This is a genomic window from Streptomyces sp. NRRL S-337 (assembly GCF_000720175.1).
Classification (GTDB): domain Bacteria; phylum Actinomycetota; class Actinomycetes; order Streptomycetales; family Streptomycetaceae; genus Streptomyces; species Streptomyces siderophoricus.
In genome coordinates this window covers 18,004-41,718 of record NZ_JOIX01000043.1, presented here as the reverse complement: position 1 = coordinate 41,718, position 23,715 = coordinate 18,004, and the positions used below count along the sequence as shown (strand labels likewise).

The following is a 23,715-nucleotide window of genomic DNA, read 5'->3' as shown; positions in this document are numbered from 1 at the left end:
GCTCCCCCGTGCGGGTGGCGGGTGGGCAGGCGGCTTGACCAAGCCTTAGCATCCTCTGCGTGTCCAAACTGACCGACGTGCCCAAACGGATCTTGATCGGGCGCGCACTGCGCAGCGACCGGCTCGGGGAGACCCTGCTCCCCAAGCGCATCGCACTCCCCGTCTTCGCCTCCGACCCGCTCTCCTCCGTGGCCTACGCGCCGGGCGAGGTGCTGCTCGTCCTGTCCGTCGCGGGAGTGTCGGCCTACCACTTCAGCCCCTGGATCGCGGTCGCGGTCGTGGTGCTGATGTTCACCGTCGTCGCGTCGTACCGGCAGAACGTGCACGCCTACCCGAGCGGTGGCGGTGACTACGAGGTCGCCACCACCAACCTCGGGCCCAAGGCCGGCCTCACCGTCGCCAGCGCCCTGCTCGTCGACTACGTGCTGACCGTCGCGGTGTCCATCTCCTCCGGCATCGAGAACCTGGGCTCCGCGATCCCGTTCGTCGTCGAGCACAAAACGCTCTGTGCGATCGCCGTCATCGTCCTGCTGACCCTGATGAACCTGCGCGGGGTCAAGGAATCCGGCAAGCTCTTCGCGATCCCGACGTACGTCTTCGTGGCCGGCGTCTTCATCATGATCATCTGGGGCGTCATCCGCTCCGCGGTCATGGGCGACACGATGAAGGCCCCCACCGCCGACTACACCATCCACGCCGAACAGGGCGGTCTGGCCGGCTTCGCGCTGATCTTCCTGCTGCTGCGCGCCTTCTCCTCCGGCTGTGCCGCGCTGACCGGTGTCGAGGCGATCTCCAACGGCGTCCCGGCCTTCCGCAAGCCCAAGTCGAAGAACGCCGCCACGACGCTGGCCCTCATGGGCGGCCTGGCCGTGACCATGTTCTGCGGCATCATCGCGCTGGCCATGACGACGCGGGTCAGGATGGCCGAGAACCCGGCCACCGACCTGCTCAACAACGGCAAGCCGCTGGGCTCCGGCTACACCCAGAACCCGGTGATCTCCCAGGTCGCCGAGGCCGTCTTCGGCAAGGGCAGCTTCCTCTTCGTCGTCCTGGCCGCCGCCACCGCGCTGGTCCTGTTCCTGGCCGCCAACACCGCCTACAACGGCTTCCCGCTGCTCGGCTCGATCCTGGCCCAGGACCGCTACCTGCCGCGGCAGCTGCACACCCGCGGTGACCGGCTGGCCTTCTCCAACGGCATCGTGCTGCTGGCCGGTGCCGCCGCGGTCCTCGTCTACCTCTACGGCGCGGACTCCACCCGCCTCATCCAGCTCTACATCGTCGGCGTCTTCGTCTCCTTCACGCTCAGCCAGACCGGCATGGTCCGCCACTGGAACCGCCACCTGCTCACCGAGAAGGACCCGGCCAAGCGCCACCGGATGCACCGCTCCCGGGCGATCAACGCCTTCGGCGCCTTCTTCACCGGGCTCGTCCTCGTCGTCGTCCTGCTGACGAAGTTCACCCACGGCGCCTGGGTGGCCCTGCTCGGCATGGTCATCTTCTTCGCCACCATGACCGCGATCCGCCGCCACTACGACCGGGTCGCCGACGAGATCGCCGCCGAGGACACCGCAGACGAGGACGTCGCCCGCCCCTCCCGCGTGCACTCCCTCGTCCTGGTCTCCAAGGTGCACAAGCCCACCCTGCGCGCCCTGAACTACGCCAAGCTGATGCGCACGGACACCCTCGAAGCGGTCAGCGTGGACGTCGACCAGGCCGACACCAAGGCCCTGCGCGAGGAGTGGGAGCGCCGCGGCATCGAGGTGCCGCTCAAGGTCCTGGCCTCGCCCTACCGCGAGATCACGCGCCCGATCATCGACTACGTCAAGTCGCTCCGCCGGGAGAGCCCGCGCGACGCCGTCTCCGTCTACATCCCGGAGTACGTCGTCGGCCACTGGTACGAGCACCTCCTGCACAACCAGAGCGCCCTCCGCCTCAAGGGCCGCCTCCTCTTCACCCCCGGCGTCATGGTCACCTCCGTGCCCTGGCAGCTGGACTCCTCCGAGGCCGCCAAGCTGCGCGCCCGCAAGCGCGCCGAGTGGAACGCCCCGGGCGCGGTTCGCCGCGGCCCGGTCACCCAGCCGAAGAAGGAGAAGACGGCGACCAAGAAGTAGCGGCCGGCCGCGGCCGCGGGCCGGCGCACCACCGGCCGGGCGCGCGACCGGGCACACCGCGCCGGGACGTAGACTTGACGGCTGGCCTCCCCCCGGAGGCCGGCCGTCGTCGTTCCCTCGTACCACCCACCTCAGGAGCCCTCCCGCCATGCAGGCAGAACCCAAGAAGTCGCTGGTCGGCGAGGAGTACGAGGTCGAGATCGGCCCGGTCGCGCACGGCGGCCACTGCATCGCCCGTACCGAAGCGGGCCAGGTCCTCTTCGTCCGCCACACCCTCCCCGGCGAGCGCGTGATCGCCAAGGTCACCGAGGGCGAGGAAGGCGCACGCTTCCTCCGCGCCGACGCCGTACGGATCCTCCAGCCCTCCAAGGACCGCGTCGAGGCCCCCTGCCCCTTCTCCGGCCCGGGCCGCTGCGGCGGCTGCGACTGGCAGCACGCCAAGCCGGGCGCGCAGCGCCGCCTCAAGGGCGAGGTGGTGGCCGAGCAGCTGATGCGGCTGGCCGGACTGACTCCCGAGGCGGCCGGCTGGGACGGCACCGTCGAGCCCGCCCCCGGCGACAAGGTCGGCCCCGGCGAGGTCCCCGCCTGGCGCACCCGCGTCCAGTACGCCGTCGACGCCGAGGGTCGCGCCGGTCTGCGCAAGCACCGCTCGCACGACGTCGAGCCCGTCACCCACTGCATGATCGCCGCCCCCGGCGTGTCCGAACTCGGCGTCGAGAAGCGTGACTGGCCCCAGATCGCCACCGTCGAGGCGATCGCCGCCACCGGCTCCCACGACCGCCAGGTCATCCTCACCCCCCGCCCCGGCGGCCGCCTCCCGATCGTCGAACTCGACAAGCCCGTCTCCGTCCTGCGCATCGGCGAGAAGGACGAACAGGTCCACCGCGTCCACGGCCGCCCCTTCGTCCGCGAACGCGCCGCCGGCCGCACCTGGCGCGTCGGCAACGGCGGCTTCTGGCAGGTCCACCCGAAGGCCGCCGACCTCCTCGTCGACGCCGTCATGCAGGGCCTGATGCCGAAGAAGGGCGACATGGCCCTCGACCTCTACTGCGGCGTCGGCCTGTTCGCCGGCGCCCTCGCCGAACGCGTCGGCGACAAGGGCGCGGTCCTCGGCATCGAGTCCGGCAAGCGCGCCGTCGAGGACGCCCGCCACAACCTCGCCGACCTGGACCGCGTCCGCATCGAACACGGCAAGGTCGAATCCGTCCTCCCCCGCACCGGCATCAGCGACGTCGACCTCGTCGTCCTCGACCCACCCCGAGCCGGCGCCGGCAAATCCACCGTCCACCACCTCGCCTCCCTCACCCCCCGCCGCCTCGCCTACGTAGCCTGCGACCCGGCGGCCCTCGCCCGCGACCTGAAGTACTTCGCGGAGGTGGGGTATGTGCCGCGGCGGATGCGGGCTTTTGATTTGTTTCCCATGACGCATCACGTGGAGTGCGTGGTGATTCTGGAGAAGGCGGCCAAGGGCGTCTGACCTGCGGTTTTATTGGGTTCCTGAGGCTTGGCCGGTTGTGCTCGACCTGTTTCCCGAAGTGGACGACGTGAACCACGTCAGGTGCCCGTGAACGTCATTGGCCTGCTGTTTTGCGAGCCATGCCGGGGCGACGGATATATCTCTCGGGGTCGGGGTTCGCTCGGCGGCAGGTCGTCTTGACGCTCAGTCGACGCTCCTTCTGACTGTCTGTCAGCGCTGTCGCGCCGGACGGGGGGGGGCTCCGGGTGGCAGTTGCGCTATGTCGGCTCAGGCCTGCGAGCGGTTCCCTGGTTGATACCGACGGCATCGACCTGGCTTGCTGCCGGCGGCCGAACCTGGCGAGCTGGTCTTCGCCGGCGTGCCCGGTGGCAGCGCAGACGGCCCGGGCAACTGGCCGCCGAACCGAGCCGATCCCACGGCCGACATCGAGAGCGCCTTCCTCTCAGATCGTCCGGTCTGACCTGCGGCTTCGCATGTGTGTTGGGCGCACCAGCACACCAGCACACCAGCACACCGGCACATCGCCTAGGTCGGTCGGGAATCGTTCCTGGCCGGCTCTGCGCAGAGCACCTCGAAGGTCGTCATCGGTGATCTTTCCGGTGCAGGGTGCACAAGTCCTGTACTGCCAGTGCACTGAACCTTCGCGGTTGCCCTGCCGGTGACCGGACTGGGCGACGATCAATCGAAGCCGCCGAAACCGGCGCGACGTACCGGCCGAACGTGCACCAGAAGGACGGAAGGGAAACACATGCCAGGAAGCATGACGGGGGCGGGGACCAGCCGCCTGGCCGTGGTCGTGGCCGTGGCCGCGGCGCTTGCCCTGATTGCGGAAGGTCCGGCTGCCGCGAGCACCACCGCACTGTCGGACGTGCGCGTCGTCGCGCATCTGAACATGTCCGAGGGCCAACGGCCGGAGAACATCACTCTGGAGCCCGGCGGCGGCGCCGACGTGACCTTCGCGTTCAGCCGCCAGGTCGCCCGGATCAGCCCCGACGGCCAGGTACATGTCCTCGCGACCCTGCCCGCGCCGCCGGCCGGGGCCCGCACCCCGGTCCTGTCCGCGCCGTTCCTCGGTGGCATCGTCCGCACCGCCGACGGCACCCTGTACTTCCTGTACGCCACCGGCACCAGCGATCTGACCGGCGTATGGCGGCTGCGTCCCGGCGGCAGCCCGCAGCGCATCGCCGCTCTCCCGGCCGACAGCCTGCCCAACGGCCTGGCCCTCGACCGGCGCAGCGGCCGGCTGTACGTGGCCGACTCGGCCCTGGGCACGCTCTGGCGCGTGCCGGTCGGCGGGGGCACGCCGGTGAAGTGGGCGACCGCGCCTGAACTGGAGCCCACCGGATTCCTCGGCGCCAACGGCATCAAGATCCACGACGGTGCGGCCTGGGTGTCCAACCTGGACCGGGGCACCGTGCTGCGCATACCGATCGGCTGTCACGGCGTCGCCGGCCCCGTCGAGACGCGTGCCACGGGCCTTGTCAATATCGACGACTTCGCCTTCACCGGCACGGGGGACACCTTGCTGGCCGCGATCAACGCGGACAACGCGGTCGCTCTCGTCAGGCCGGACGGCAGCCACACGACGGTGCTGACCGCCGCCGACGGGCTGGAGGGTCCGACGTCCCTCGCCGTACGGGGAAGCACGGCCTACGTCGCCAGCGCCGCCTACTTCACCGACAACGACCCCAACCTGCTCGCCGCCCGCATCGAGCGAGCCGAGTGAGGGAGGAGCAGAGCACCGGGTCACCGGCCGGCGCCGCGGAGGCCGGGTTCGACCCCGACGCGTTCCTGGTCGTTCCGGCCCGGACCTTCTGGGACCTGCGCATCGGCGAGGTCTTCCGGGCCCCAGCCGCTCCCTGACGGGCGCTCACACCGCGGTGGGCCAGCCGGTGTCCGCGGACGACCACCCGGTGCACATCACCGGTCTGGAATCCGCTGCCCCGACTCCGGCGGAATCCCGGTGCCACAGCACCGGGTTGCGGGCGTCCGTCGGACCGAACCACCCGGGAGCCGGACAGGAGAACCTCGCCGTCGTCCTGACGAACGGCTCCCACCGCACCTGCACGGTGGACGGCTTCCCAGGGCTCGCCTTCGTCGACGGCGCCGGCCAGGCCGTCACCCGGACCCCGAGCGGGCCGCCGGCGGGCAGGACGCGCGTGCCGTGACGCTCGCCCCGGGAGCGTGCGCCTGGTCGGCGCTGTCCTTCACCCATCCCGCGGCCTTCGGGGTCACCACCGTGACGCCGGCCGCCCTGCTCGTCACCCCGCCCGGCGAGACAGCGTCGATCAGAGACCGCTGGAGCGGCGGAGAGGTCTCCGACACGGGCAAGGCATCGGTTCCCCAGGTGAGCCCCCTTCGGCCCGGCGATGGCGGCTGACCCCGACGACGGCGCCCAGAACTCACCGTCTGGTCTACTGAGCGGGCGACCCGGAGAAACGGCATCGGTGCCACGGTCGTCGGAGAGGGCGGGGCAGACGAGAACATGAGGGCGGTGAGCATGCCCGAGGACCGCGGGGCCGTACCCGTCCTGACCGGACGGGACGCGCACATCGCGGTCATCGGCTCGGCGCTGGCGGACATCCGCTCCACCGGCACGTCCGTCCTGCTGCGCGGCGATCCCGGCATGGGGAAGACCGCGCTGCTGAAGGTGGCCGAGGCGGCGGCTCGGCGCGCGGGCCTGCGCGTGCTGCGCATGACCGGCGCCGAGGCGGAGTCGGGCCTGCCGTTCGCCGCGCTGCACCAGGTGCTCTGGCCGTTGCTCGACGACACCCGGGCGCTCACGGCGGAACAACGCGACGCGCTGGACAGCGCGTTGGGCCTGTGTGAGGGCACACCCCCCGCGGGCTTCACGGTGGCGGGCGCGGCCCTGACCCTGCTCGCCGATGCAGCGGCGCGCCGGCCCGTTGTCGTGCTGCTGGACGATCTCCAGTGGGCCGATCCGTCCAGCACCGCCGTGTTCGGGCATGTCCGGATGCACCTGGCCCGGGTGCCCGTCGTCGTCATCGGGGCGACGCGGCACACGGCAGCCGCCGGCCGGGGGGACGGCACCGAGGGGCTGCCGGGCCCCGTGATCGATCTGGAGCCGCTGGACGAGCGGCACGCCGAACGGCTCCTGCGCACCCTCCAGCCGCGGCTGCCCGACGGGGCGCGCCGTCGGGTGCTGCGCGCGGCCGGCGGCAATCCGCTCGCGCTGCACGAGCTTTCGGCGCGGATCCGCGACGCGGCCGCAGAAGATCCCGCATACCTGGAGGAACCGCCGGCGAGCGGCATGACCGAGCTGTTCGACGAACTGCCCCTGGGGGAACGGCTCGGGCGGCTGTACGAGGACCGGCTGCGCGCCCTGCCGGACGGCGACCGCCGTCTGCTGCTGGTGGCCGCCCTCGGCGGCTCGCTCGCCCAACGTGTCAGCGTGCTACGGGACGTGGCGGACCGTGCGGCGGACACGAGCCGGCCGGACTTCCAGGACCGCATCGAGGCCGCCGGGCTGGCGTACGTCGATCCGGACTCCGGCCGCGTGGTGTTCCACCATCCGCTGGTCCGCGCCGGTCTGGTGCACATCGCCTCGCCCGCGGAGCGCCGGGCGGCGCACCGGCTGCTCGCCGACGCCCTGCCCGCCGGGAGTCCGCGGCGGATCATGCACCTGGCGGCGGCCACCGCCGGCACGGACGGTGCACTCGCCGCGCTGGTGCACGAGGAAGCGGACAGGGTGGCCGCCCGGGGCGCGCAGGCGGAGGCGGCGCGCACGATGGCGCGGGCGGCCGGCCTCAGCCCGGACGCGGCGAGCCGGGCCGCGCGCTTCGTCGCCGCCGCCGCGCTGGCCGCACGCAGCGGACACCTGCGCCTCGCGGCGGACCTCGTCGCCGAGGCCGAGAGCGAGGCCGGTCCGGGGCGACCGGAGCCCGCCGCCGTGCACGCCTTCGTCATCGCCTGCACCCGGCTCCAGCTCGACGGTGATCCGACGCCGTCGATCGAGCTGCTCCCTCGGGCGCTGGACCTGCTGGCCGCACCGGAGGCAGGGGAGCAGCGCGCAGCCCTGCTCGACTCCGTGCTGTTCCTGCTCGTCGTCGTCGCCGTGTACACCGGGGACGAGCGGGCCTGGGCCGCCACCGAGCACCCCCTGGCGGACGGCTCCGCACTCGCGGTGCTGTGCCGCCGGGCGTGGGCAGGCCCCTGGGACACCGGTCACGAGGTGCAGCGCCGGCTGCGTGCGGCGGTCGCGGTGCTGCCGCAGCACCGGGAGACCTCCGCCGCCTGGCTCCTGCTGTGGACGGCCGCCGCCGTCGACGGCGTCAGCGAGCACGACGGGCTGTGGAGCCGCTTCGCGCGCCGCCGCGCGTACGCGATGCAGGCGTTCCTCGACATCGTGAGTGCCCACGACGACTTTCTGCACGGCGACTGGGACGCGTCCCTCGCCGTCTCCCGCCAGGGCGCCGAGACCTCCGCAGCCTGCGGTCATGCGTTCAACGAGATGCTGTTCCTGCAGAACGTGGCCCAGGTCCTGGCCGCCCGCGGGGACCGTGCCGGGCTCGCCGAGCTGGAGCCGGTCCTGGGCGCGTCGGCCCGCGAGCGGCGGATGCGCTCCGTCACCGAGCGCCTGACGGGCCTGAAGGTGCTGTGCGCCCTGGCGCACGGCCGTACCGAAGAGGCTTGGCAGCAGGCGCGGATGCTCACTGCGCCCGGTACCGTCCCGCTCCGCAGCCCGTGGTTCCCGCTCTCGCTGGTCGACTGGGTGCAGGCCGCCGTCGACAGCGGGCGGAGGGCGGAGGCCCAGCGCCATCTGCGGGCGGTCCGGATGGCCGGGATCGCCCGCGTCTCGGCCCACCACGCCTTCCTCGTGGCCGTCGCCGAGGCGCTCGCCGCCGACGACGAGGAGGCGGAACAGCGGTACGCGGCCGTGTACGCCGCTCCCGGCGCGGCCACCTGGCCCTTTCCCCTCGCCCGGGCCCGACTGGCTCACGGCGCGTGGCTGAGGCGGCACGGCCGGGGCGAGGCCGCCGCCGTCCACTGCGAAGCCGCGCTCGCCGCCTTCACCCGCATCGGTGCTCCGGTCTGGGCCGAGCAGGCTTCCCGGGAACACACGGCGGCGGTCGCGGGCACCGTGCCGCCCGGCTCCGCCGCCGGACGGCAGCTGCTCACCGCACAGGAGCTGCGGATCGCCGAGCTGGCCGCCGAGGGCCTGACCAACCGGCAGATCGGTGAGCGGCTCGGGCTGTCCCCCCGGACGATTGGTGCACATCTGTACCGGGTCTTCCCCAAGCTGGGCATCACGACCCGGGCCGGAGTGGCCCGTGCCCTGGCGGAGCAGGCAGCGCCCGGGCCAGGGCTGCCCGCGAGGTGATCCCCAGTTTGGGGAAGATCCGGTAGAGGGCCGCTCCGACCGTCCGCGGGGACAGGTGCAGCGCGGCACCGACTTCCTTGTTCGTCAGCCCGGTGGCCACCAGTCGGGCGATGCGCAGCTCCTGGGCGGTGAGCGCGTCGGCCCCGGCCGCTGTAGCCACCGGGAGGCCGTCCGCGGCAAGCAGTGCGGCCCGGCACTGCTCCGCCCAGGGCGCGGCCCGCAGCTCGCGGAAGGTGCGCAACGCGGCGTGCAGCAGCTCGTCCGCCTCGGCCCGCCGCCCCAGGCGGCGCAGTCGGGAACCGTGGGCCAGCCGCAGCCGGGCCACATCGAAGACCCACCGGTCGGCGCCCGGCACCGCGTACGCCGTCGCACACGCCGCGTCCACCTCGTCGTCGCCGGCCACCAGGGCGGTCGCCGCGGCCAGCAGGAAGGCATGGTGCGCCGAGATCTCCGCCATCCGGGCCGCCCGTGCCGCCGCGACGTGGGCGAGTGCCTCCGCACGGCGACCGCAGTGCAGTGCGGCTGCCACGAAGTCGAAGAACGGCAGGTGGAACCAGGTCAGTTCGCCCGGCAGCTCACCCGGCGTCGTCATGCGGCGCAGCCGCGCGTACGCCTCCTCGTGCCGGTTGTGCGCCAGGGCGGCCAGCGCCTGGAGGTGGTCCAGATGGTCCGTGACGAACCGCATCCGGGCCGCCCGTGCCGCCGGTTCGATCCGCTCCCTTACCTCCCGCAGCCCCTGCTCGTCGCCGCGGCCCGCCAGGAAATACGCGTAGTAGTGCCGGAAGAGCAGGGCGTTGGTGTGATAGCCGAGTTCCTCGGCGGTGTCGGCCTCCCGTAGGCAGTCCTCCGCCGCGTCCCAACGGCCCCGCAGGAAGGCGTGATGGGACCTCGCCTTCGCCAGTGATCCCTGAGTGGCGTACGCGTGCTCCCCGCTGAACAGGCGCCACAGATCCGGGCCGGCGCCGTCCACCGCCGCGGCGGCCCACAGCAGCAGCCAGGCGTGGCCGGTTTCCCGCTGGGCCGCCATACGCGCCACCGTCGCCCGCAGTTCCGCCTCCACGCCGTGCGCCGTTCGCGGCGGGTCCGCCCAGGCGCGATGGCACAGCTGGGCCGCCGGTGAGACATGCTCGCGATGCCGCTCCAGCGTCTCCCATCCCCGGGGGTCGCCCGTGTACGTGGCGGCCAGCAGCAGCTTGAAGAACATCTGCTCCACGAGGTCCCCGTACACCGGCGCTCCCGGTGCGCCGGGGGCGGTCAGCGCGGCCAGGGCCGCGGGCAGCAGCGAGAACGACGAGCCGAAGTCGACGTGGTGGCTCTGGTCGACGTACACGACCGCATAGGCGAACAGCGGGGCGACATCCTGCGGTACCGGTCCCCGCTTGAGCTCTTCCACCAGCCGCGCCGCGTACGCGAGACGTCCGCCCCGGGCCGACATCACGGCCGCCCAGGTCAGCCGCCGCGCCCGCGCCTCGGGATCGGCGCTGAGGGCCGCCGCGCGGTCCAGCAGCAGGGCGCCCTCTGCGTCACCGCCGCGCAGCGCGATGCGTGTGCCGGCCTCCTGCAGCCGCGCGGCGAGCGGTTCGGCCGGACCCTCGGTGGCCGCGGCCTCGTGCAGCAGCCGGCGCGGGTCGTCCTCGTGCAACCGCTCCGCCAGCGTCCGATGTGCCGCCCGCAGCTGGTCCGGTGAGGCGGAGGCGAGCACGGCGCTGCGGACCAGCGGATGGCGGAAGACCAGCCGTCCGGCGTGGTCCAGACGGGCCAGCCCGCCGGCCTCGATGGGCCCGAGGACCTGTTCCGTACGGTCCGCACCGGACCCGGGCTCCGCGAGGGCGCCGCCGGCACCGTCGAGCGCGGTGAGCAGCAGCAGCCTCGCCGCGTCCGGGGGAAGCGGGCCCAGCCGTCGTACGAACAGCGCTTCCAGCCGCTTGCCGAGCGGCAGCCGCTCCGGCAGCGGGACGATGCCCATGCGGTGCTCGCTCGCCAGCTGGCCGGGCAACTCGGCGAGCGCCAGGGGATTGCCCGCGGCCTCGTCCACCACCCGCTGGGCGGTGGCGGCCGCCAGCGCGGGATGCCAGCGCCGCAGCAGCGCACGGGAGTACTCGCCCGACAATGCCTCGACGTCCACCGGGTGCGCGGGCCAGCCGTCCAGTGCGGGGCCGTCGGGGCGGCTCGAACACACCATCACCGCCCGCAGGTCGGTGATCCGCTGGTGCAGGAAGAGGAAGACGGCGGCACTGGAGGAGTCCACCCAGTGCAGGTCGTCCACCAGGATGAGCACGGGACGCCGGCGGGTCTCCTTCGCCAGCAGGGCCAGTGCGGACGCGCCGACCATGAAACCGCCCGAGGGCAGCCCGTCGCGCAGCCCCAACGCCCGCTCCAGTGCGGCCCGTTGCTGTTGGGGCAGCGCGCGGGTCTTCTCCAGCAGGGGCCCGAGTACCTGGTGCAGCGCTCCGAAGGCGATGCCGACCTCCGCCTCGCTGCCCCCGGCCCGCAGAACGGTGAAGCCGCTCTGCCCGGCGCGTGCGGCCGTCCAGTCCAGCAGCGCGGTCTTCCCGATGCCGGCGTCGCCGCGCAGCACCATCGCCGAGCCGCCCGCCGCGGACCGTGCCCTCTCCAGGGACCCCTCCAGCAGCGTGCGCTCGCGCCGTCGCCCGACCAGTGTCGTGTCGCCCAGGCCGCTGTCCACGCATGTTCCCTTCTCGTGCCGCCCGGCCAGCGTGACACCGCCGTGTTGCCTCAGCGTGCACGATCCTTGCCCCGGTCCGCGGAGACGGCCGAACGGCCTTCTGCTCCCCACCGCGACCCCCCAGGGTGGGCCGGGGACCCCGCGTCACGTGCGGTCCCGACGCCGGACCACCCCCGGCACCTGTACCGACGCTTCGATCAGGGGGTCCCATGAGTCCGCCGCTGAGTCCGCCGCCCGCGCCCGCCGCCACCCGCACCGCACTTGGCTTCCTCCAGGTGAGCACGGTCCGGGGAGCGGCACAGCCATTCGTCTGCGAGCCGGGCGGCGCTCCGGCCGACCCGCACCTGGTGCTGGGCCTGCTCTCCTCCGGCACGGCGACCCTGCTCCGCGGGGAGACGGCCGAACGCTTCCGGAGCGGGGATCTCTTCGTGCGCGACGCGGCGGAACCCTTCGCCCTCCACCCGTCCGAGAGCTTCGAACTGCACCTGGTGTGGATACCGCGCCGCGCCCTGGCGCTCACCGACAGCCAGGCGCGGGCCCTCGGCCACCGGGCCCCGTTCGCCGGTGGCGCCGTGGCGCCGCTGCTCGTTCCGCTGCTGCGGGAACTCGTCGGCGCCGTGTCCGGGTACTCGCCACGGACGGCACTCCATCTGGCCGGCAGCGTGGCCGAGCTGGTGACCCTGCTGGCCGTCGAGGGCGTCGACTCCGGACCCCGGGACTGCGGGCAGGACCGGCAGGACCTCGTCGGGCAGATCCGTTCCCACGTCGACGCCCGCCTGTGGGACCGGGAGCTGACCCCCGCGACGGTCGCCGCGGCCCAGCACATCTCGATCCGCTACCTCCACAAGCTCTTCGAGAGCCATGGCAGCACGATCGGCCGATGGATCCAGCACCGCCGGCTGGAGGAGGCGCGGCGGGAGCTGGGGCGTCCGGGGACCAACGAGACCACGGTGGCCGCGGTCGCCAGGCGCTGGGGGTTCGCGAGCGCCACCCACTTCAGCCGCAGCTTCCGCGCGGCGTACGGGGTCCCGCCCAGTGACTGGCGGGACGACCGGACCCGGCTGCCCGGGGCGCCCCGGAACGCGGACGGCTGAGCGTTGAGGCGCGAAAGTCCCGTCGCCCGAAAGGAGGGCGACGGGACTTTCGCGTGCGGCCTCAGGCAGCCGCGCCGGGCCCGACGCCGGGCTGGGCCACGGCTTCCCGCCGCCACTCCTGCGGCGAACATCCGTAGACGGCCCTGAAGGCACGGCTGAAGTGGGCGGCGTTGCGGAAACCCCAGCGGGACGCCACCACGGAGATCGAGCGGCTCACCCGCGCGCGCCGCGCGAGTTCGCGAGCGCACTCCTCGACCCGCCGGCGCAGCATCAGCCTGCCCACGGTGACGCCCTCGCCTTCGAAGAGGCGGTGCAGATAGCGGACCGAGATGAAGTGCGCGGCGGCGATGCGCTCCGCGGACAGTTCGGGGTCCTCAAGGTGCCGGTCGATGTACTCCCGGATCGTGTCGATCAGCTGCCGGCGTCCCGTCCGAGGGGAGTCGTCCCCCTCTTCGGCGGACTCGGTGCACTCCTGGACCAGGGCGGCCACCAGCTCGGTGACGATGCCGCCGAGCCGCTCTCCCACCGCGGCGGGCATACGGGCGGCCGACTCCTCCAGGCTCAGCAGGAGGGGTCCCAGCAGCGCGGCCACCCCGCCCGTCGGGGCGAGGGCGCGGGCGGTGACGGTCCGCAGGGCGCTCACGGGAAGGTGCAGGGCGTGGGCCGGGAGGCGGAAGAACAGCAACCGGGTCCGCTCCCGTTGCTCGACCGAGAAGGCCCGGCGCAGGTCGATCAGCGCCAGCTGCCCGCTCTCCACGAGGCCGCCGCGGCCGTCCTGGACCAGCCGTACGGTCCCGTGCCGCGGACTCAGCACGGCGATCGCGTCCCCGGAGTCCTGGGCGATCGAGCCCGCGCCCCGCGTGAGGCACAGCGGTCCCGTCTCACAGACGATCAGTCGCAGGTAGCCGAAATGGTGCAGGGACACCGAGCCCGTCGCGGATCCGTCCTGCCGGGTGCGCCCCAGGACGGGCGCCAGCCACTGCGAAACGGTCGCGACGGCACTGCCGGATGCCCCGGCGCCCGGGGAGACGGTCGTTCCGGGTAGAGCGCTGCTCACGAGGACTTCCTCCAGCCGTCCAGAAGCGGTGCAGGGTGCGTGAGAGGGGGACGGTCACTCCCTTTCACGCGCATGCTGAAGTCTCCGCCGGCGAGCCGAGGAGGTGTTAGGTCATATGACTGCACTTGGCGCAGGCGGGGTGAAAGGACCGGACGGCCGCCGAACTGTGCACTCAGCGGCATGGGTGAATACCGTGGCACCGCCCGTGTCCCGCCGGGGACGCCTAGGGTGGGTTCCGCCTGCCGACAAGCCACTTCCGGTACCGAGCGCCTGGCCGCCCGGCCGTGGCCGGGCTGCCGCTCCTCGGTCGGTCAGCGATTCGCCCCCACGCAGGAGTTCCGTTGGAAGAAGATGTACCGCCCTTCCGGGCGACGCCTGTCCTCGAAGGACCGGCGCGGGCCTTCGCCGAGGCGTACGTCTGCCCCACCTCCTCGACCGGCGACGCGGCCGCGGCCAGGGCGCGCATGGCTGCCCTGTGGAGTGGAGGCGGGCGGGACAAGCCCGACATCGAGGAGGAATGGCTCGCCCTGCCGGGAAACGACGGCACCCGGATCCGGGTGCGGATCCTCCGCCCCGCCGGCAGCGACGAACCCCTCCCGGTGGTGCTGTACCTGCACGGGCTGGGCTGGATGCTGACCGACGCGTACGCGCACCGGCACCTGGTGGGGGACCTGGTGCTGGGCGCGGACGCCGCCGTGGTCGTCCCCGAGTACGACGTACCGGAGGACGCGCGGCATCCGAGTGCCGTCGAGCGGGCGCACACCGTCGCCCGGTGGATCGCTCGCCACGGCGAGCAGTGCCGGCTGGACGGGAGCAGGATGGCGGTCGTCGGCGCCAGCGCGGGCGCTCATCAGGCCGCCGCGCTGACGATCGTGGCGCTGGAGCGCGGCGGGCCGAGCTTCCGCCACCAGGTGCTGGTCTGCCCGGTGACCGACGCGGCCATGGACACCCCTTCCTACCGGGACTTCGCGGACGGGTACTTCCTGACCCGGGCCGCCATGTCCGAGTACTGGCAGCAGTACGCGCCGGACCCGGAAACCCGGACGCACGGCATGGTCTCCCCGCTGCGCGCACCGTCCCGCCGGCTGCGCGGCCTGCCGCCGGCCCTCGTCCTCATCGCCGAGGCCGACGTGCTCCGCGACGAGGGCGAGGCGTACGCGGCGCGTCTGCGGGAGGCCGAGGTCCCGGTCGTGTCGATGCGCTACCACGGGACGATCCACGGATTCGTGCTGTTCGACCTGCTCCGCGGCACGCACGCCTCCCGGGCGGCCCGGGTGCAGGTGACGGACACCTTGTACACCGTCCTGCACGCGGCCTGACCCCGGCTGTGCCGGTAGGCCGGCACCCGGATCGCGCCGGGCGGAGTCTCACTCGTGGCCGGCCGTGAGCCGGTCGATGACGCGGTCCACATCGATGTGGTGGTGTTCGGTGCCCGGCGGCACCAGCGCCTCGGACCGGCGCAGGAAGTCCGTGACCACGAGGGCGTGGACCGCGAGGAGCGCCGCCCCGGTGCGGGTCCTGAAGAGGATGCGGACCGACTCCGGACGGCGGCGGTGCCGCGGGATGACCACCACGTCTCCGATTCCCGTGGGCCGGTGGAGTCCCTCCGCGAGCAGCGACCGGGCGAAGACCCAGTCGACGGAAGGGGCCGCGGGGGCGCCCATGGACAGGCATATGGCATAGGGGTCGGCCATGTCGTAACGGAGTTCGGCGGGGAGTGGTACCCACGCTTCGCCGGCCACGCTGATATGGACTTCCGTGGGAAAGACGATCGAGCACGCATCCGCGGAATCGGAAAGAGGGATTTTCACTCCGCCCCCTGTATCTGACTGTTCGTACGGTTGTGGACGACCGTAAGCCGCGGCTGCTTCGTTGCCTTGTCGACAAGTGCACCGGGGGTTGTCCGAAAAGGCACGTGTGCGGCATGCGTATTCCCGGAGTGCGCGGATTCCGCTCGCCCCTCGCCCTATGGCCCCGCCCGCTCCACGGCCCGTCCGAGGCGTACGACGGCGTCCGCGGCGCCCTCCAGCAGGCCGAGGTCCTGTTCCTGGAGCGCCATCACCAGCGCGGTCCGCGGCAACGCCCGGGGCAGCGCGGCCAGGAGCGCCTCGGCGGTGGCGCGGTCCAGGCCCGCCACCGGCTCGTCGAGCAGCAGGATCCGAGGACGCCTCAGCACGGCGCGGGCCGTGGCGAGGCGCCTTCGCTGCCCCTGGGACAGCAGACGGCCGCCGGGACCCACCGGGGTCTCCAACGGCAGCGCGGACAGGCCGACCAGGTCCAGCGCGGCCCGCAGCGCGGCGGCGTCGGCCGACGGTGCCGCCTGGCGGAGGTTGGCCGCGACCGTGTCGTCGGCCAGCCAGTCGTCGGCCTCGACGAGGGTGAGCGTCTCGGCGGCGGCCTCGGCGGACAGGTCGTGCAAGGGAGTGCCGTCGAGGAGGACGGTGCCGGCGGGCGCCGGTACGCGCCCGGCGAGTTGGCCGAGCAGGGTCGACTTTCCGCTGCCGTTGGGGCCGGTGATCAGGACGAGGGCGGGACCCGCGGCGGTCAGGGTGAGTGCCGTGGGGGAGCCGGCGAGCGGAAGGCCGACCACGTCCAGGATGCCGTCGGCCGCCTGCCGCCGGCCCGCCGGGTGCGGCTCGGTGGCGAGGGGGGCCAGCCGCCCGGCCGCGTCCTTGGCCTGAGTCAGGTGCTGCGCCAGTCGCGGGAGCCGTTCCAGCAGCTCCCATCCGGCGGCGACGAGCAGCACCTCGCCGACCGCCACCGCGATCGGCTGGGCCGGGGCGGCGCGCAGGGCGATGACCAGGACCGCCGCCTGGCCGAGCGCGGCGAGGAGACGCAGTGCCAGGCGGCCCTGCCGCTCGGCCCGGGCCGCGGCCCACTCGGCGGATTCGACCGCCGCCATGGCGCGCGTGGCCGTTAGCCGCGCCAACGGCACCGCGTCCAGGCACCGCAACTCGTTGAAGGCCGTCCGGCTGCCCAGCAACACGGTACGCAGCGCGGCCCTGGCTGCGGCGGCGTCGGCGAGGTGGGTGCACGCGCGGAAATGGAAGCGGCGGACGCAGGCGAGGCCGACCGCCCAGACGGCCAGTTCGGCCAGGCCCAGGACCGGCATCGCCCACAGCAGCAGGACGTCGACCAGGCCCGCGGTCGTGAGCGCCGCTGTCAGCGGGGCGAGGGCGTTCGCCGGCAGGCCCGCGACGGTCTCCACATCGGCGGTGAGCCGGGTGAGCAGCGTTCCGTCGCGCTCGGCGCGCAACTGACGAGGCGTCAGGCCAGCGGCGCCGCGTGCCAGCAGGGCCCGCAGGGCCACCTGGGTGCCCAGCAGGGTCCGGTGGTTGACCAGGCGTTCCAGGTAGCGCAGACCGGTGCGGGTGAGGGCCAGGGCCCGGACCGCGCCCGAGGGATACATCCAGGACCACGTGGTGTTGGCCTGGAGAGTGACCACGGCGCACGTCGTCAGGAACCAGCCGGACACCCCGAGCAGCGCGGCCCCGCTGACCTCCGCCGCGGCGGCGTACACCACGCCGGTCAGCAGGGCGCGGCAGGAACCCGCGGTACGCAGCAGCCGCCAGGCGCTGATCCCGTTCACCGGCTTCATCGGGTCCTCCCGTGATCCAGCCTGACGACCTGGTCCGCAAGCGTCAGCAGCGCGGGGCTGTGGGTGGCGAGCAGGACCGTACGGCCGCGGGCCAGCGTGCGCAGCACGGACAGGACGCGCCGCTCCGCCTCCGGGTCCAGGTGCGCGGTGGGTTCGTCCAGGCACAGCAGCGGCGCGTCCCGCAGCAACGCCCTTACCAGGGCGAGCTGTTGGGACTGGCCGGAGGACAGGCCGGAGCCGCGTTCGCCGAGCGGGGTGTCCAGTCCCCGCGGCAGCGCGGCGAGGAGGTCCTCGAAGCCGAGGGCGGCGACGGCGTCCAGCAGGTCGTCGTCGTTCGCGGTGGGCCTCGCCAGCAGCAGGTTCTCGCGCAGGGTGCCCGGCAGCAGGTGCGCGGGCTGGCCCACCCAGGCGACCCGGCCGGGGTCGGCGGGGACGGGCCGGCCGTCCAGCACATGGAACGCGCGTCCGCCGCGCGGCGTGTACAGCCCGGCCGCGACGGCGAGCAGCGTGGACTTCCCGGCCCCGCTGGGACCGGTCACCGCGAGGCACCGCCCCGGCGCAAGGCGCAGCTCTACTCCCTCCAACGCCGGTGTCCTGCAGTAAGGGTGATGGGCCGTCACCATTTCCAGGCGCAGTCCGGGCGGCGCGGTGACACATGGTGGAGCCGGTGGCACCGCGGTGACCTCAGGCCCCGCGTCCAGCACCTGCCCCAGCAGGCTCGCCGCGGCGCCGGCCCGCGCGCGGGCGTGGTACCCGGCGGCCAGTTCCCGGGCCGGCGCGAAGTAGGCGGGCACCAGGACCAGCACGAACAGGGCGGCGGACAGGCTCATGTGGTCCGGTACGACGGGCAGGTCCAGATAGTCGAGCAGCACCAGTCCGCAGTAGGTCGCCACCACGGCGAGGGTGCCGGTGATGAGCAGTTCCACCCACGCGGTCGACAGGAAGGCGATGCGCAGCACCTTCTCCGTGCGCCCGGCGACCTCCCGGTCGTGCCGGGCCAGCTCGTCGGCCGCCCGGTCGTGCGCCCCGAGTCCGACCAGGGTGGGCAGGCCGCGCAGATGGTCCAGCAGCCGGGCGCGGTGGCCGCGGATCGCGGTCAGCTGGGCGCGTACGGCGGCCTGCGTGCCGAGGCCGATGACCTTGAGGTTGGCGGGCAGCAGGGGAGTGGCGGCCAGCACGAGCAGGGCGACGAACCAGCTGCGGGCGGCGATCGCCGCCAGGACCAGGCCGCTGCCGAGCAGCATGGTGGTCCGCGCGGGCAGGTAGTCGGTGAGCCAGTCGGTCAGCTCGTCCACCTCGCCATCGACGGCCTGGACCACAGTCGCGTCCCCGACCTCGGCAGGGGCCGGGCCGTGGGCGGGCAGCGCCGTCTCGACAAGCCTCCCGCGCAGGGCCTCCCGTACGGTACGGGCGCCGCGCGCGGCCGCGGCGTCGCCCGCGGCCAGCAGGACGGCGCGCAGGGCGACGCCGCCCGCGACCAGCAACGCGGGCGGCAGCACGGCGGACGCGGGGTCGCCATGGAGTGCGGACAGGCCGCGCTCGGCGCCCCAGGACAGCCCGCCCGCCCACAGGACCGTGCCGAGCTGGGCCGCGCCGCGCAGCAGCCCCGCCCTGCACAGCTCCGCCCGGCCGGCGTCCGCCCACTCCTTCAGCCGGGCGGCAGGCACCGCGTCCCCGGCCAGCTCATCCAGGAGCAGGTCCGAGGTGGTCATGAGGTGCTCTCCGCCTCGGCGTCCGCATCGAAGTACCCGGCACGCCGGTCCCGGCGGTCCCCCGCGATCCAGGCCGCCAGTGCCGTACCGCCCAGGACGGTGATGCCGACGGGACCGATCCAGTCCGCCACACCGCCGAAGACGTCCTGCGACAGAGCGGCCGCCAGGATGCCGAGCACCACCAGCAGGATCCGCCGCACGACCGTCCGCGCGCCGCCCTCGGGCACGGCGGGGGCCGTCGAGGGGTGGGCGCGGGCAGGCAGCGGCGGGAGCGGACGCTCCACCGGATCGGTGTACTTGCCGCGGAAACTCCGCCAGGCGTAGAGGTTGTAGGCCAGCACGAACGGCATGCACAGCCCGACGCCCAGGACCAGGAAGAGCTGCGAGGAGTGCGGGCTCGCGGCCTGGTGGACGGTGAGCGCGGGCGGCACGACGACCGGTGCGGTCAGCGCCACCAGACCCAGCATCCCGCAGACCGTCATCGTGGCCACCGCGGCGAACGGCCGCCAGTCGGGGCGCCGCCCGAAGCCGTACCAGGCGACCGCCCCGGCCACCGCGGCGGCGCCGACCGCGAGCCAGAACAGTACGGCCCGCAGGGGCTGGTCGAGGGCGAACCGCTGCGGGTCGGCGCCCGGCAGCAGCAGGCCGAGGACGACCGCCATGAGCGCCGTGGCCACCAGCAACCCCCGTCCGGTGCGACGGACTTCCGGCCTTGACCATCCCTCGGTCTTGTCCTGCAGCCAGGCGGCACCGGCCAGCAGATACAAGGCGACCAGACCCAGGGCGCACAGCACGCCGTAGCGGCTGAGCCAGTCGAACGCCCCGCCCTGGAAGACGCCGTCGCGCTGGTGCGGGCCGGTGAGCACAGTCCCGAGGACGAGCCCCTGGCACACGGTCGCGGCGAGCGACGCCCCGCCGAACAGCAGCGCCCAGCCCCGCCGGTAGCCGCCGGCCGCGCTGTGCATCTCCAGGCCGAGGCCGCGCAGGATGACGGCGATCAGCATGCCGATCAGCGGCAGGTAGACGGCGGGCAGGAGCACGGCGTAGACACCCGGCAGTCCGGCCCACAGGACGACCCCGGCCAGGATGAGCCAGCTCTCGTTGGCGTCCCAGGCGGTGGCGACGATCTCGCCGTACTCCCGCCGGCGCTCCGGACGCGCGGCGAGGCTGAGCATGCCCACCCCGAGGTCGTAGCCGTCGAGGACGACGTACAGGGCGAGGGAGAAGAGGACGAGCGCGTAACTGGCGTACTCAAGCAACGTGGGCCTCCGATGCGTCGGGCGCGGCGGAGCCCGTGGGCAGGGCCTCGGGGCCGGCCTTGACCGTGCGGACGATGTAGCGGGCCCAGATGGCCAGCAAGGTGACGTAGAGCAGGACGAACCCCGCCAGGCTGACGGCGACTTCGAGGACGCTGAGTTGGGAGACGGCGTCGGCGGTGCGCAACTGGCCGTAGACCACCCAGGGTTGACGGCCGGTCTCGGCGACGATCCAGCCGCCGGTGATGGCGATGATCCCGGCCGGGGTCGTCCACACCAGCCACTTGAGGAAGCGCGGGGAGTCGAACAGGCGGCGCCGCATGCGCAGGACCACGCCCGCGAAGGCCGTGCCGAACATGAGGAGTGCGGTGAAGTACATCGCGCGGAAGCCGTAGAAGGTGGTCCACATGTTGGGGCGTTCCTCGGGCGGGGTCCGCAGCAGGCCGGGCGTGTTCGTCCTGCCGCTGAGGTCCTGGGCGATGGCCGAGCCGAGGTAGGGGATCTCGACGTGCAGCCTGTTCTCGCCCTTGTCGGTGTCGGGGACCACGAGCAGGTTGTAGCCGTTGTTGTCGCTCTTCCAGTTGCCCTCGAACGCCTCCAGCTTGGGGAGTTGGTGCTGCCCCATGAAGACGGCCGTGCCGTCCCCCACGTACAGCTGGATCGGCATCAGTACGCCCAGCACGCCGAGGGCGATGGACAGGCAGCGGCGGGCCATCGGCCGGGCGTGCACCCGTTTCTTCACCAGGTACCAGGCGGATATCCCGCCGACGAACCAGGCGGCGCTGATCAGCACGGCCAGCAGCATGTGCGGGAAGCGGTGGGCGAAGGCGGGATTGAGCAGGATGTCGATCCAGTCCCGGGCGTGGAACTGGCCGTCGGCCTTCTCGTAGCCGACGGGATCCTGCATCCAGCTGTTGGCCGACAGGATCCAGGTGGTGGACAGCAGCGTGCCGAAGGCGACCATCCAGCTCGCCAGGGCCATGGTGCGCGGGCGGATCCGTCCGTCGCCGTAGAGCATCAGGCCGATGAACCCCGCCTCCAGAAAGAAGGCGGTGATCACCTCCATGCCGATCGTGACCCCGATGACCGGACCGACCGCGTGCGCGTAGACGCCCCAGTTGAGGCCGAACTCGAACGTCATCACCGTGCCCGCGACGACGCCGAGGCCGAAGCCGACGGCGAAGATCTTCTTCCAGAACCGGAAGATCTGCAGATACAGGGGGTTCCCCGTGCGCACGTGGACCGTGTACACGACCGCGAGGAGCACGGACAGGCCGACGGTGAGCGCGGGGAAGGTCATATGGAAGATCGCGGTGATCGCGAACTGCCATCGGGACAGTTCGACGACGGTTGTGGAAGCCATGGGTACTCCGGGGGAGGCAGAGGGGACTGCCACGCTAGGCAGCCGACCGGGTAGGCGAATTGCCTCTCAGCGCCCGTGCACTGACCCCACGCTGCACAGTCGGGGACGGCAGGGCGGCTGCTCACCCCGTGGGCCGCAGGAGGGCACTGAGGGACCAGCTCCGCTGCACGCACGGGCAAGGGGCACCGCCCGAGCCCTGCCTACATTTCCGGCATCCATACAGTCCGCCGGAACGAAGAGGCGCCCATGCAGTTCGGAATCTTCACGGTGGGGGACGTCACCCCCGACCCCACCAACGCCCGTACCCCCTCGGAGCACGAGCGCATCAAGGCGATGGTCGCCATCGCGCTCAAGGCGGAGGAGGTCGGCCTGGACGTCTTCGCCACCGGCGAGCACCACAACCCGCCGTTCGTGCCGTCATCCCCGACCACGATGCTCGGCTACATAGCGGCCCGCACGGAGAAGTTGATCCTCTCCACCGCCACGACACTCATCACCACCAACGACCCGGTGAAGATCGCGGAGGACTATGCGATGCTCCAGCACCTGGCCGGCGGCCGGGTGGACCTGATGATGGGGCGGGGCAACACCGGGCCGGTGTATCCGTGGTTCGGGCAGGACATCCGGCAGGGCATCAACCTCGCCAAGGAGAACTACGCGCTGCTGCGCCGCCTGTGGCGCGAGGACGTCGTCGACTGGGAGGGGACGTTCCGCACGCCCCTGCAGGGCTTCACGTCCACGCCCCGCCCGCTGGACGGCGTACCGCCGTTCGTGTGGCACGGCTCGATCCGCTCGCCCGAGATCGCCGAGCAGGCCGCCTTCTACGGCGACGGCTTCTTCCACAACAACATCTTCTGGCCCGCCGACCACACGCGACGGATGGTCCAGCTGTACCGGCGACGGTACGCCCACCACGGCCACGGCCGGCCCGATGAGGCCATCGTCGGCCTGGGCGGGCAGGTCTTCATGCGGAGGAACTCCCAGGACGCGGTACGGGAGTTCCGCCCGTACTTCGACAACGCGCCGGTCTACGGCCACGGCCCGTCCCTGGAGGACTTCACCGAGCAGACTCCGCTGACGGTCGGGTCACCGCAGCAGGTCATCGAGCGGACGCTGTCCTTCCGTGAGACCGTCGGCGACTACCAGCGGCAGCTGTTCCTGATGGACCACGCGGGTCTGCCGCTGAAGACCGTGCTGGAGCAGCTCGACATCCTCGGCGAGGAGGTCGTACCGGTGCTGCGCAAGGAGTTCGCGACCGGCCGCCCGGCCGACGTGCCGGACGCGCCCACCCACGAGTCCCTGCGGACCGCGCGGGAGGTGTCCGCCGCGTGAAGCTCGTCGCCGTCTCGGCGGGCCTGAGCACCCCGTCGTCCACCCGCCTGCTCGCCGACCGGCTCGCCGAGTCGGCCCGCGCCGAACTGGCCGCTCAGGGCCACCACGTACACGCCGAGGTCATCGAGCTGCGCGAACTGGCCGTCGCCGTCGCCAACCACCTCGTGACCGGTTACCCGCCGCCCCGACTGGCGTCCGCGATCGACGCGGTGACGGGCGCGGACGGCCTGATCGCCGTGACGCCCGTGTTCACCGCCTCCTACAGCGGGCTGTTCAAGTCCTTCTTCGACCTCATCGACCCGCACGCCCTCACGGGCACTCCGGTCCTGATCGCGGCGACGGGAGGCACGGCCCGCCACTCCCTGGTCCTGGAGCACGCCCTGCGCCCGCTCTTCGCCTACCTGCGCGCCGGTGTCGTCCCCACCGCGGTGTACGCGGCGTCCGAGGACTGGGGGTCCGGCGGCGACGACCACACCGAGGGCCTGCCCGCCCGCATCCAGCGGGCGGGCGGTGAACTGGCCGCCGCCATGGTGGCGCGCCCGGCGTCGGAGGCGACGCCCGACGACGAGGTCACCGCCCTCGAACGGCAGCTGTCCGACCTGCGCTTCGACTGAGGCCTCGCGGTCCCCTTCATCTCCGCCCCGCGTCCCGGATCTAGTGCGTTCACTCGATGCGCCACCCAGCGCCC

At 72.9% G+C, this 23,715-nt stretch carries 18 protein-coding genes; 11 read left to right on the top strand and 7 right to left on the bottom strand.

Going from position 1 to position 23,715, the window contains the following annotated elements:
* The first annotated feature begins 59 nt into the window (after positions 1 to 59).
* The 7 genes from IG62_RS0126445 to IG62_RS0126420 all read left to right on the top strand — a co-directional run bounded on the left by IG62_RS0126445 (position 60) and on the right by IG62_RS0126420 (position 8,929).
* Positions 60 to 2,111 carry an APC family permease gene (locus IG62_RS0126445; protein ID WP_030808240.1) on the top strand — a complete coding sequence of 684 codons (2,052 nt, stop codon included), beginning with the start codon at positions 60 to 62 and terminating at the stop codon, positions 2,109 to 2,111.
* 148 nt (positions 2,112 to 2,259) lie between these two features.
* Positions 2,260 to 3,588, top strand: a complete 1,329-nt coding sequence (locus IG62_RS0126440; protein WP_030808237.1) for a class I SAM-dependent RNA methyltransferase — start codon at positions 2,260 to 2,262, stop codon at positions 3,586 to 3,588.
* Between the two features lie 748 nt (positions 3,589 to 4,336).
* Positions 4,337 to 5,314, top strand: coding sequence for a hypothetical protein (locus IG62_RS0126435; protein ID WP_234326753.1), 978 nt, complete (start codon positions 4,337 to 4,339; stop codon positions 5,312 to 5,314).
* The gene (locus IG62_RS47960; RefSeq protein ID WP_234326752.1) at positions 5,311 to 5,451 is read left to right on the top strand and encodes a hypothetical protein; all 141 of its coding nucleotides are present in this window, start codon (positions 5,311 to 5,313) and stop codon (positions 5,449 to 5,451) included. The genes IG62_RS0126435 and IG62_RS47960 overlap by 4 nt, the downstream gene beginning before the upstream one ends.
* A 29-nt stretch (positions 5,452 to 5,480) precedes the next feature.
* A complete protein-coding gene (locus IG62_RS47955; RefSeq protein WP_199812532.1) occupies positions 5,481 to 5,756 on the top strand; it encodes a DUF4232 domain-containing protein in 276 nt (91 codons plus the stop codon).
* Entirely contained in the window at positions 5,753 to 5,968 is a 216-nt protein-coding gene (locus IG62_RS47950) for a DUF4232 domain-containing protein (protein WP_199812531.1), read from the top strand. The genes IG62_RS47955 and IG62_RS47950 overlap by 4 nt, the downstream gene beginning before the upstream one ends.
* Before the next feature lie 120 nt (positions 5,969 to 6,088).
* Complete coding sequence (locus tag IG62_RS0126420; protein WP_051798624.1) at positions 6,089 to 8,929, top strand: LuxR family transcriptional regulator; 2,841 nt, start codon at positions 6,089 to 6,091, stop codon at positions 8,927 to 8,929.
* Here IG62_RS0126420 and IG62_RS0126415 read toward each other — a convergent pair.
* Positions 8,856 to 11,615 carry an AAA family ATPase gene (locus tag IG62_RS0126415; RefSeq protein WP_234326751.1) on the bottom strand — a complete coding sequence of 920 codons (2,760 nt, stop codon included), beginning with the start codon at positions 11,613 to 11,615 and terminating at the stop codon, positions 8,856 to 8,858. The genes IG62_RS0126420 and IG62_RS0126415 overlap by 74 nt on opposite strands.
* A gap of 209 nt (positions 11,616 to 11,824) precedes the next feature.
* Here IG62_RS0126415 and IG62_RS42325 point away from each other — a divergent pair, with 209 nt between their 5' ends.
* Complete coding sequence (locus tag IG62_RS42325; RefSeq protein ID WP_078872250.1) at positions 11,825 to 12,709, top strand: AraC family transcriptional regulator; 885 nt, start codon at positions 11,825 to 11,827, stop codon at positions 12,707 to 12,709.
* 61 nt (positions 12,710 to 12,770) lie between these two features.
* Here IG62_RS42325 and IG62_RS0126405 read toward each other — a convergent pair whose 3' ends face one another.
* Positions 12,771 to 13,766 carry a helix-turn-helix domain-containing protein gene (locus tag IG62_RS0126405; RefSeq protein WP_051798621.1) on the bottom strand — a complete coding sequence of 332 codons (996 nt, stop codon included), beginning with the start codon at positions 13,764 to 13,766 and terminating at the stop codon, positions 12,771 to 12,773.
* Positions 13,767 to 14,107: 341 nt separating this feature from the next.
* Here IG62_RS0126405 and IG62_RS0126400 point away from each other — a divergent pair, with 341 nt between their 5' ends.
* Positions 14,108 to 15,085, top strand: a complete 978-nt coding sequence (locus IG62_RS0126400) for an alpha/beta hydrolase (protein WP_030808219.1) — start codon at positions 14,108 to 14,110, stop codon at positions 15,083 to 15,085.
* Between the two features lie 48 nt (positions 15,086 to 15,133).
* Here the strand turns inward: IG62_RS0126400 and IG62_RS0126395 are convergent, their stop codons facing one another.
* The 5 genes from IG62_RS0126395 to IG62_RS0126375 form a co-directional block, all read right to left on the bottom strand.
* Positions 15,134 to 15,508 carry an SsgA family sporulation/cell division regulator gene (locus IG62_RS0126395; protein ID WP_078872249.1) on the bottom strand — a complete coding sequence of 125 codons (375 nt, stop codon included), beginning with the start codon at positions 15,506 to 15,508 and terminating at the stop codon, positions 15,134 to 15,136.
* A 224-nt stretch (positions 15,509 to 15,732) separates the two neighbouring features.
* Complete coding sequence (locus IG62_RS0126390) at positions 15,733 to 17,364, bottom strand: ATP-binding cassette domain-containing protein (RefSeq protein WP_030808213.1); 1,632 nt, start codon at positions 17,362 to 17,364, stop codon at positions 15,733 to 15,735.
* The gene (locus tag IG62_RS0126385; RefSeq protein WP_030808210.1) at positions 17,361 to 19,076 is read right to left on the bottom strand and encodes an ABC transporter ATP-binding protein/permease; all 1,716 of its coding nucleotides are present in this window, start codon (positions 19,074 to 19,076) and stop codon (positions 17,361 to 17,363) included. Before IG62_RS0126385 ends, IG62_RS0126390 begins: the two co-directional genes overlap by 4 nt.
* Positions 19,073 to 20,335 (bottom strand): cytochrome d ubiquinol oxidase subunit II, encoded by a 1,263-nt coding sequence (locus tag IG62_RS0126380; RefSeq protein WP_030808207.1) that lies wholly within the window; start codon positions 20,333 to 20,335, stop codon positions 19,073 to 19,075. The genes IG62_RS0126385 and IG62_RS0126380 overlap by 4 nt, the downstream gene beginning before the upstream one ends.
* On the bottom strand, positions 20,328 to 21,695 hold the full coding sequence (locus IG62_RS0126375) for a cytochrome ubiquinol oxidase subunit I (protein WP_030808204.1): 1,368 nt from the start codon (positions 21,693 to 21,695) through the stop codon (positions 20,328 to 20,330). Before IG62_RS0126375 ends, IG62_RS0126380 begins: the two co-directional genes overlap by 8 nt.
* A 246-nt stretch (positions 21,696 to 21,941) precedes the next feature.
* Here IG62_RS0126375 and IG62_RS0126370 point away from each other — a divergent pair, with 246 nt between their 5' ends.
* Together IG62_RS0126370 and IG62_RS0126365 are read left to right on the top strand one after the other, a co-directional pair.
* The gene (locus IG62_RS0126370; RefSeq protein WP_030808201.1) at positions 21,942 to 23,027 is read left to right on the top strand and encodes an LLM class flavin-dependent oxidoreductase; all 1,086 of its coding nucleotides are present in this window, start codon (positions 21,942 to 21,944) and stop codon (positions 23,025 to 23,027) included.
* On the top strand, positions 23,024 to 23,641 hold the full coding sequence (locus tag IG62_RS0126365; RefSeq protein ID WP_030808198.1) for an FMN reductase: 618 nt from the start codon (positions 23,024 to 23,026) through the stop codon (positions 23,639 to 23,641). Before IG62_RS0126370 ends, IG62_RS0126365 begins: the two co-directional genes overlap by 4 nt.
* Positions 23,642 to 23,715 lie beyond the last annotated feature (74 nt).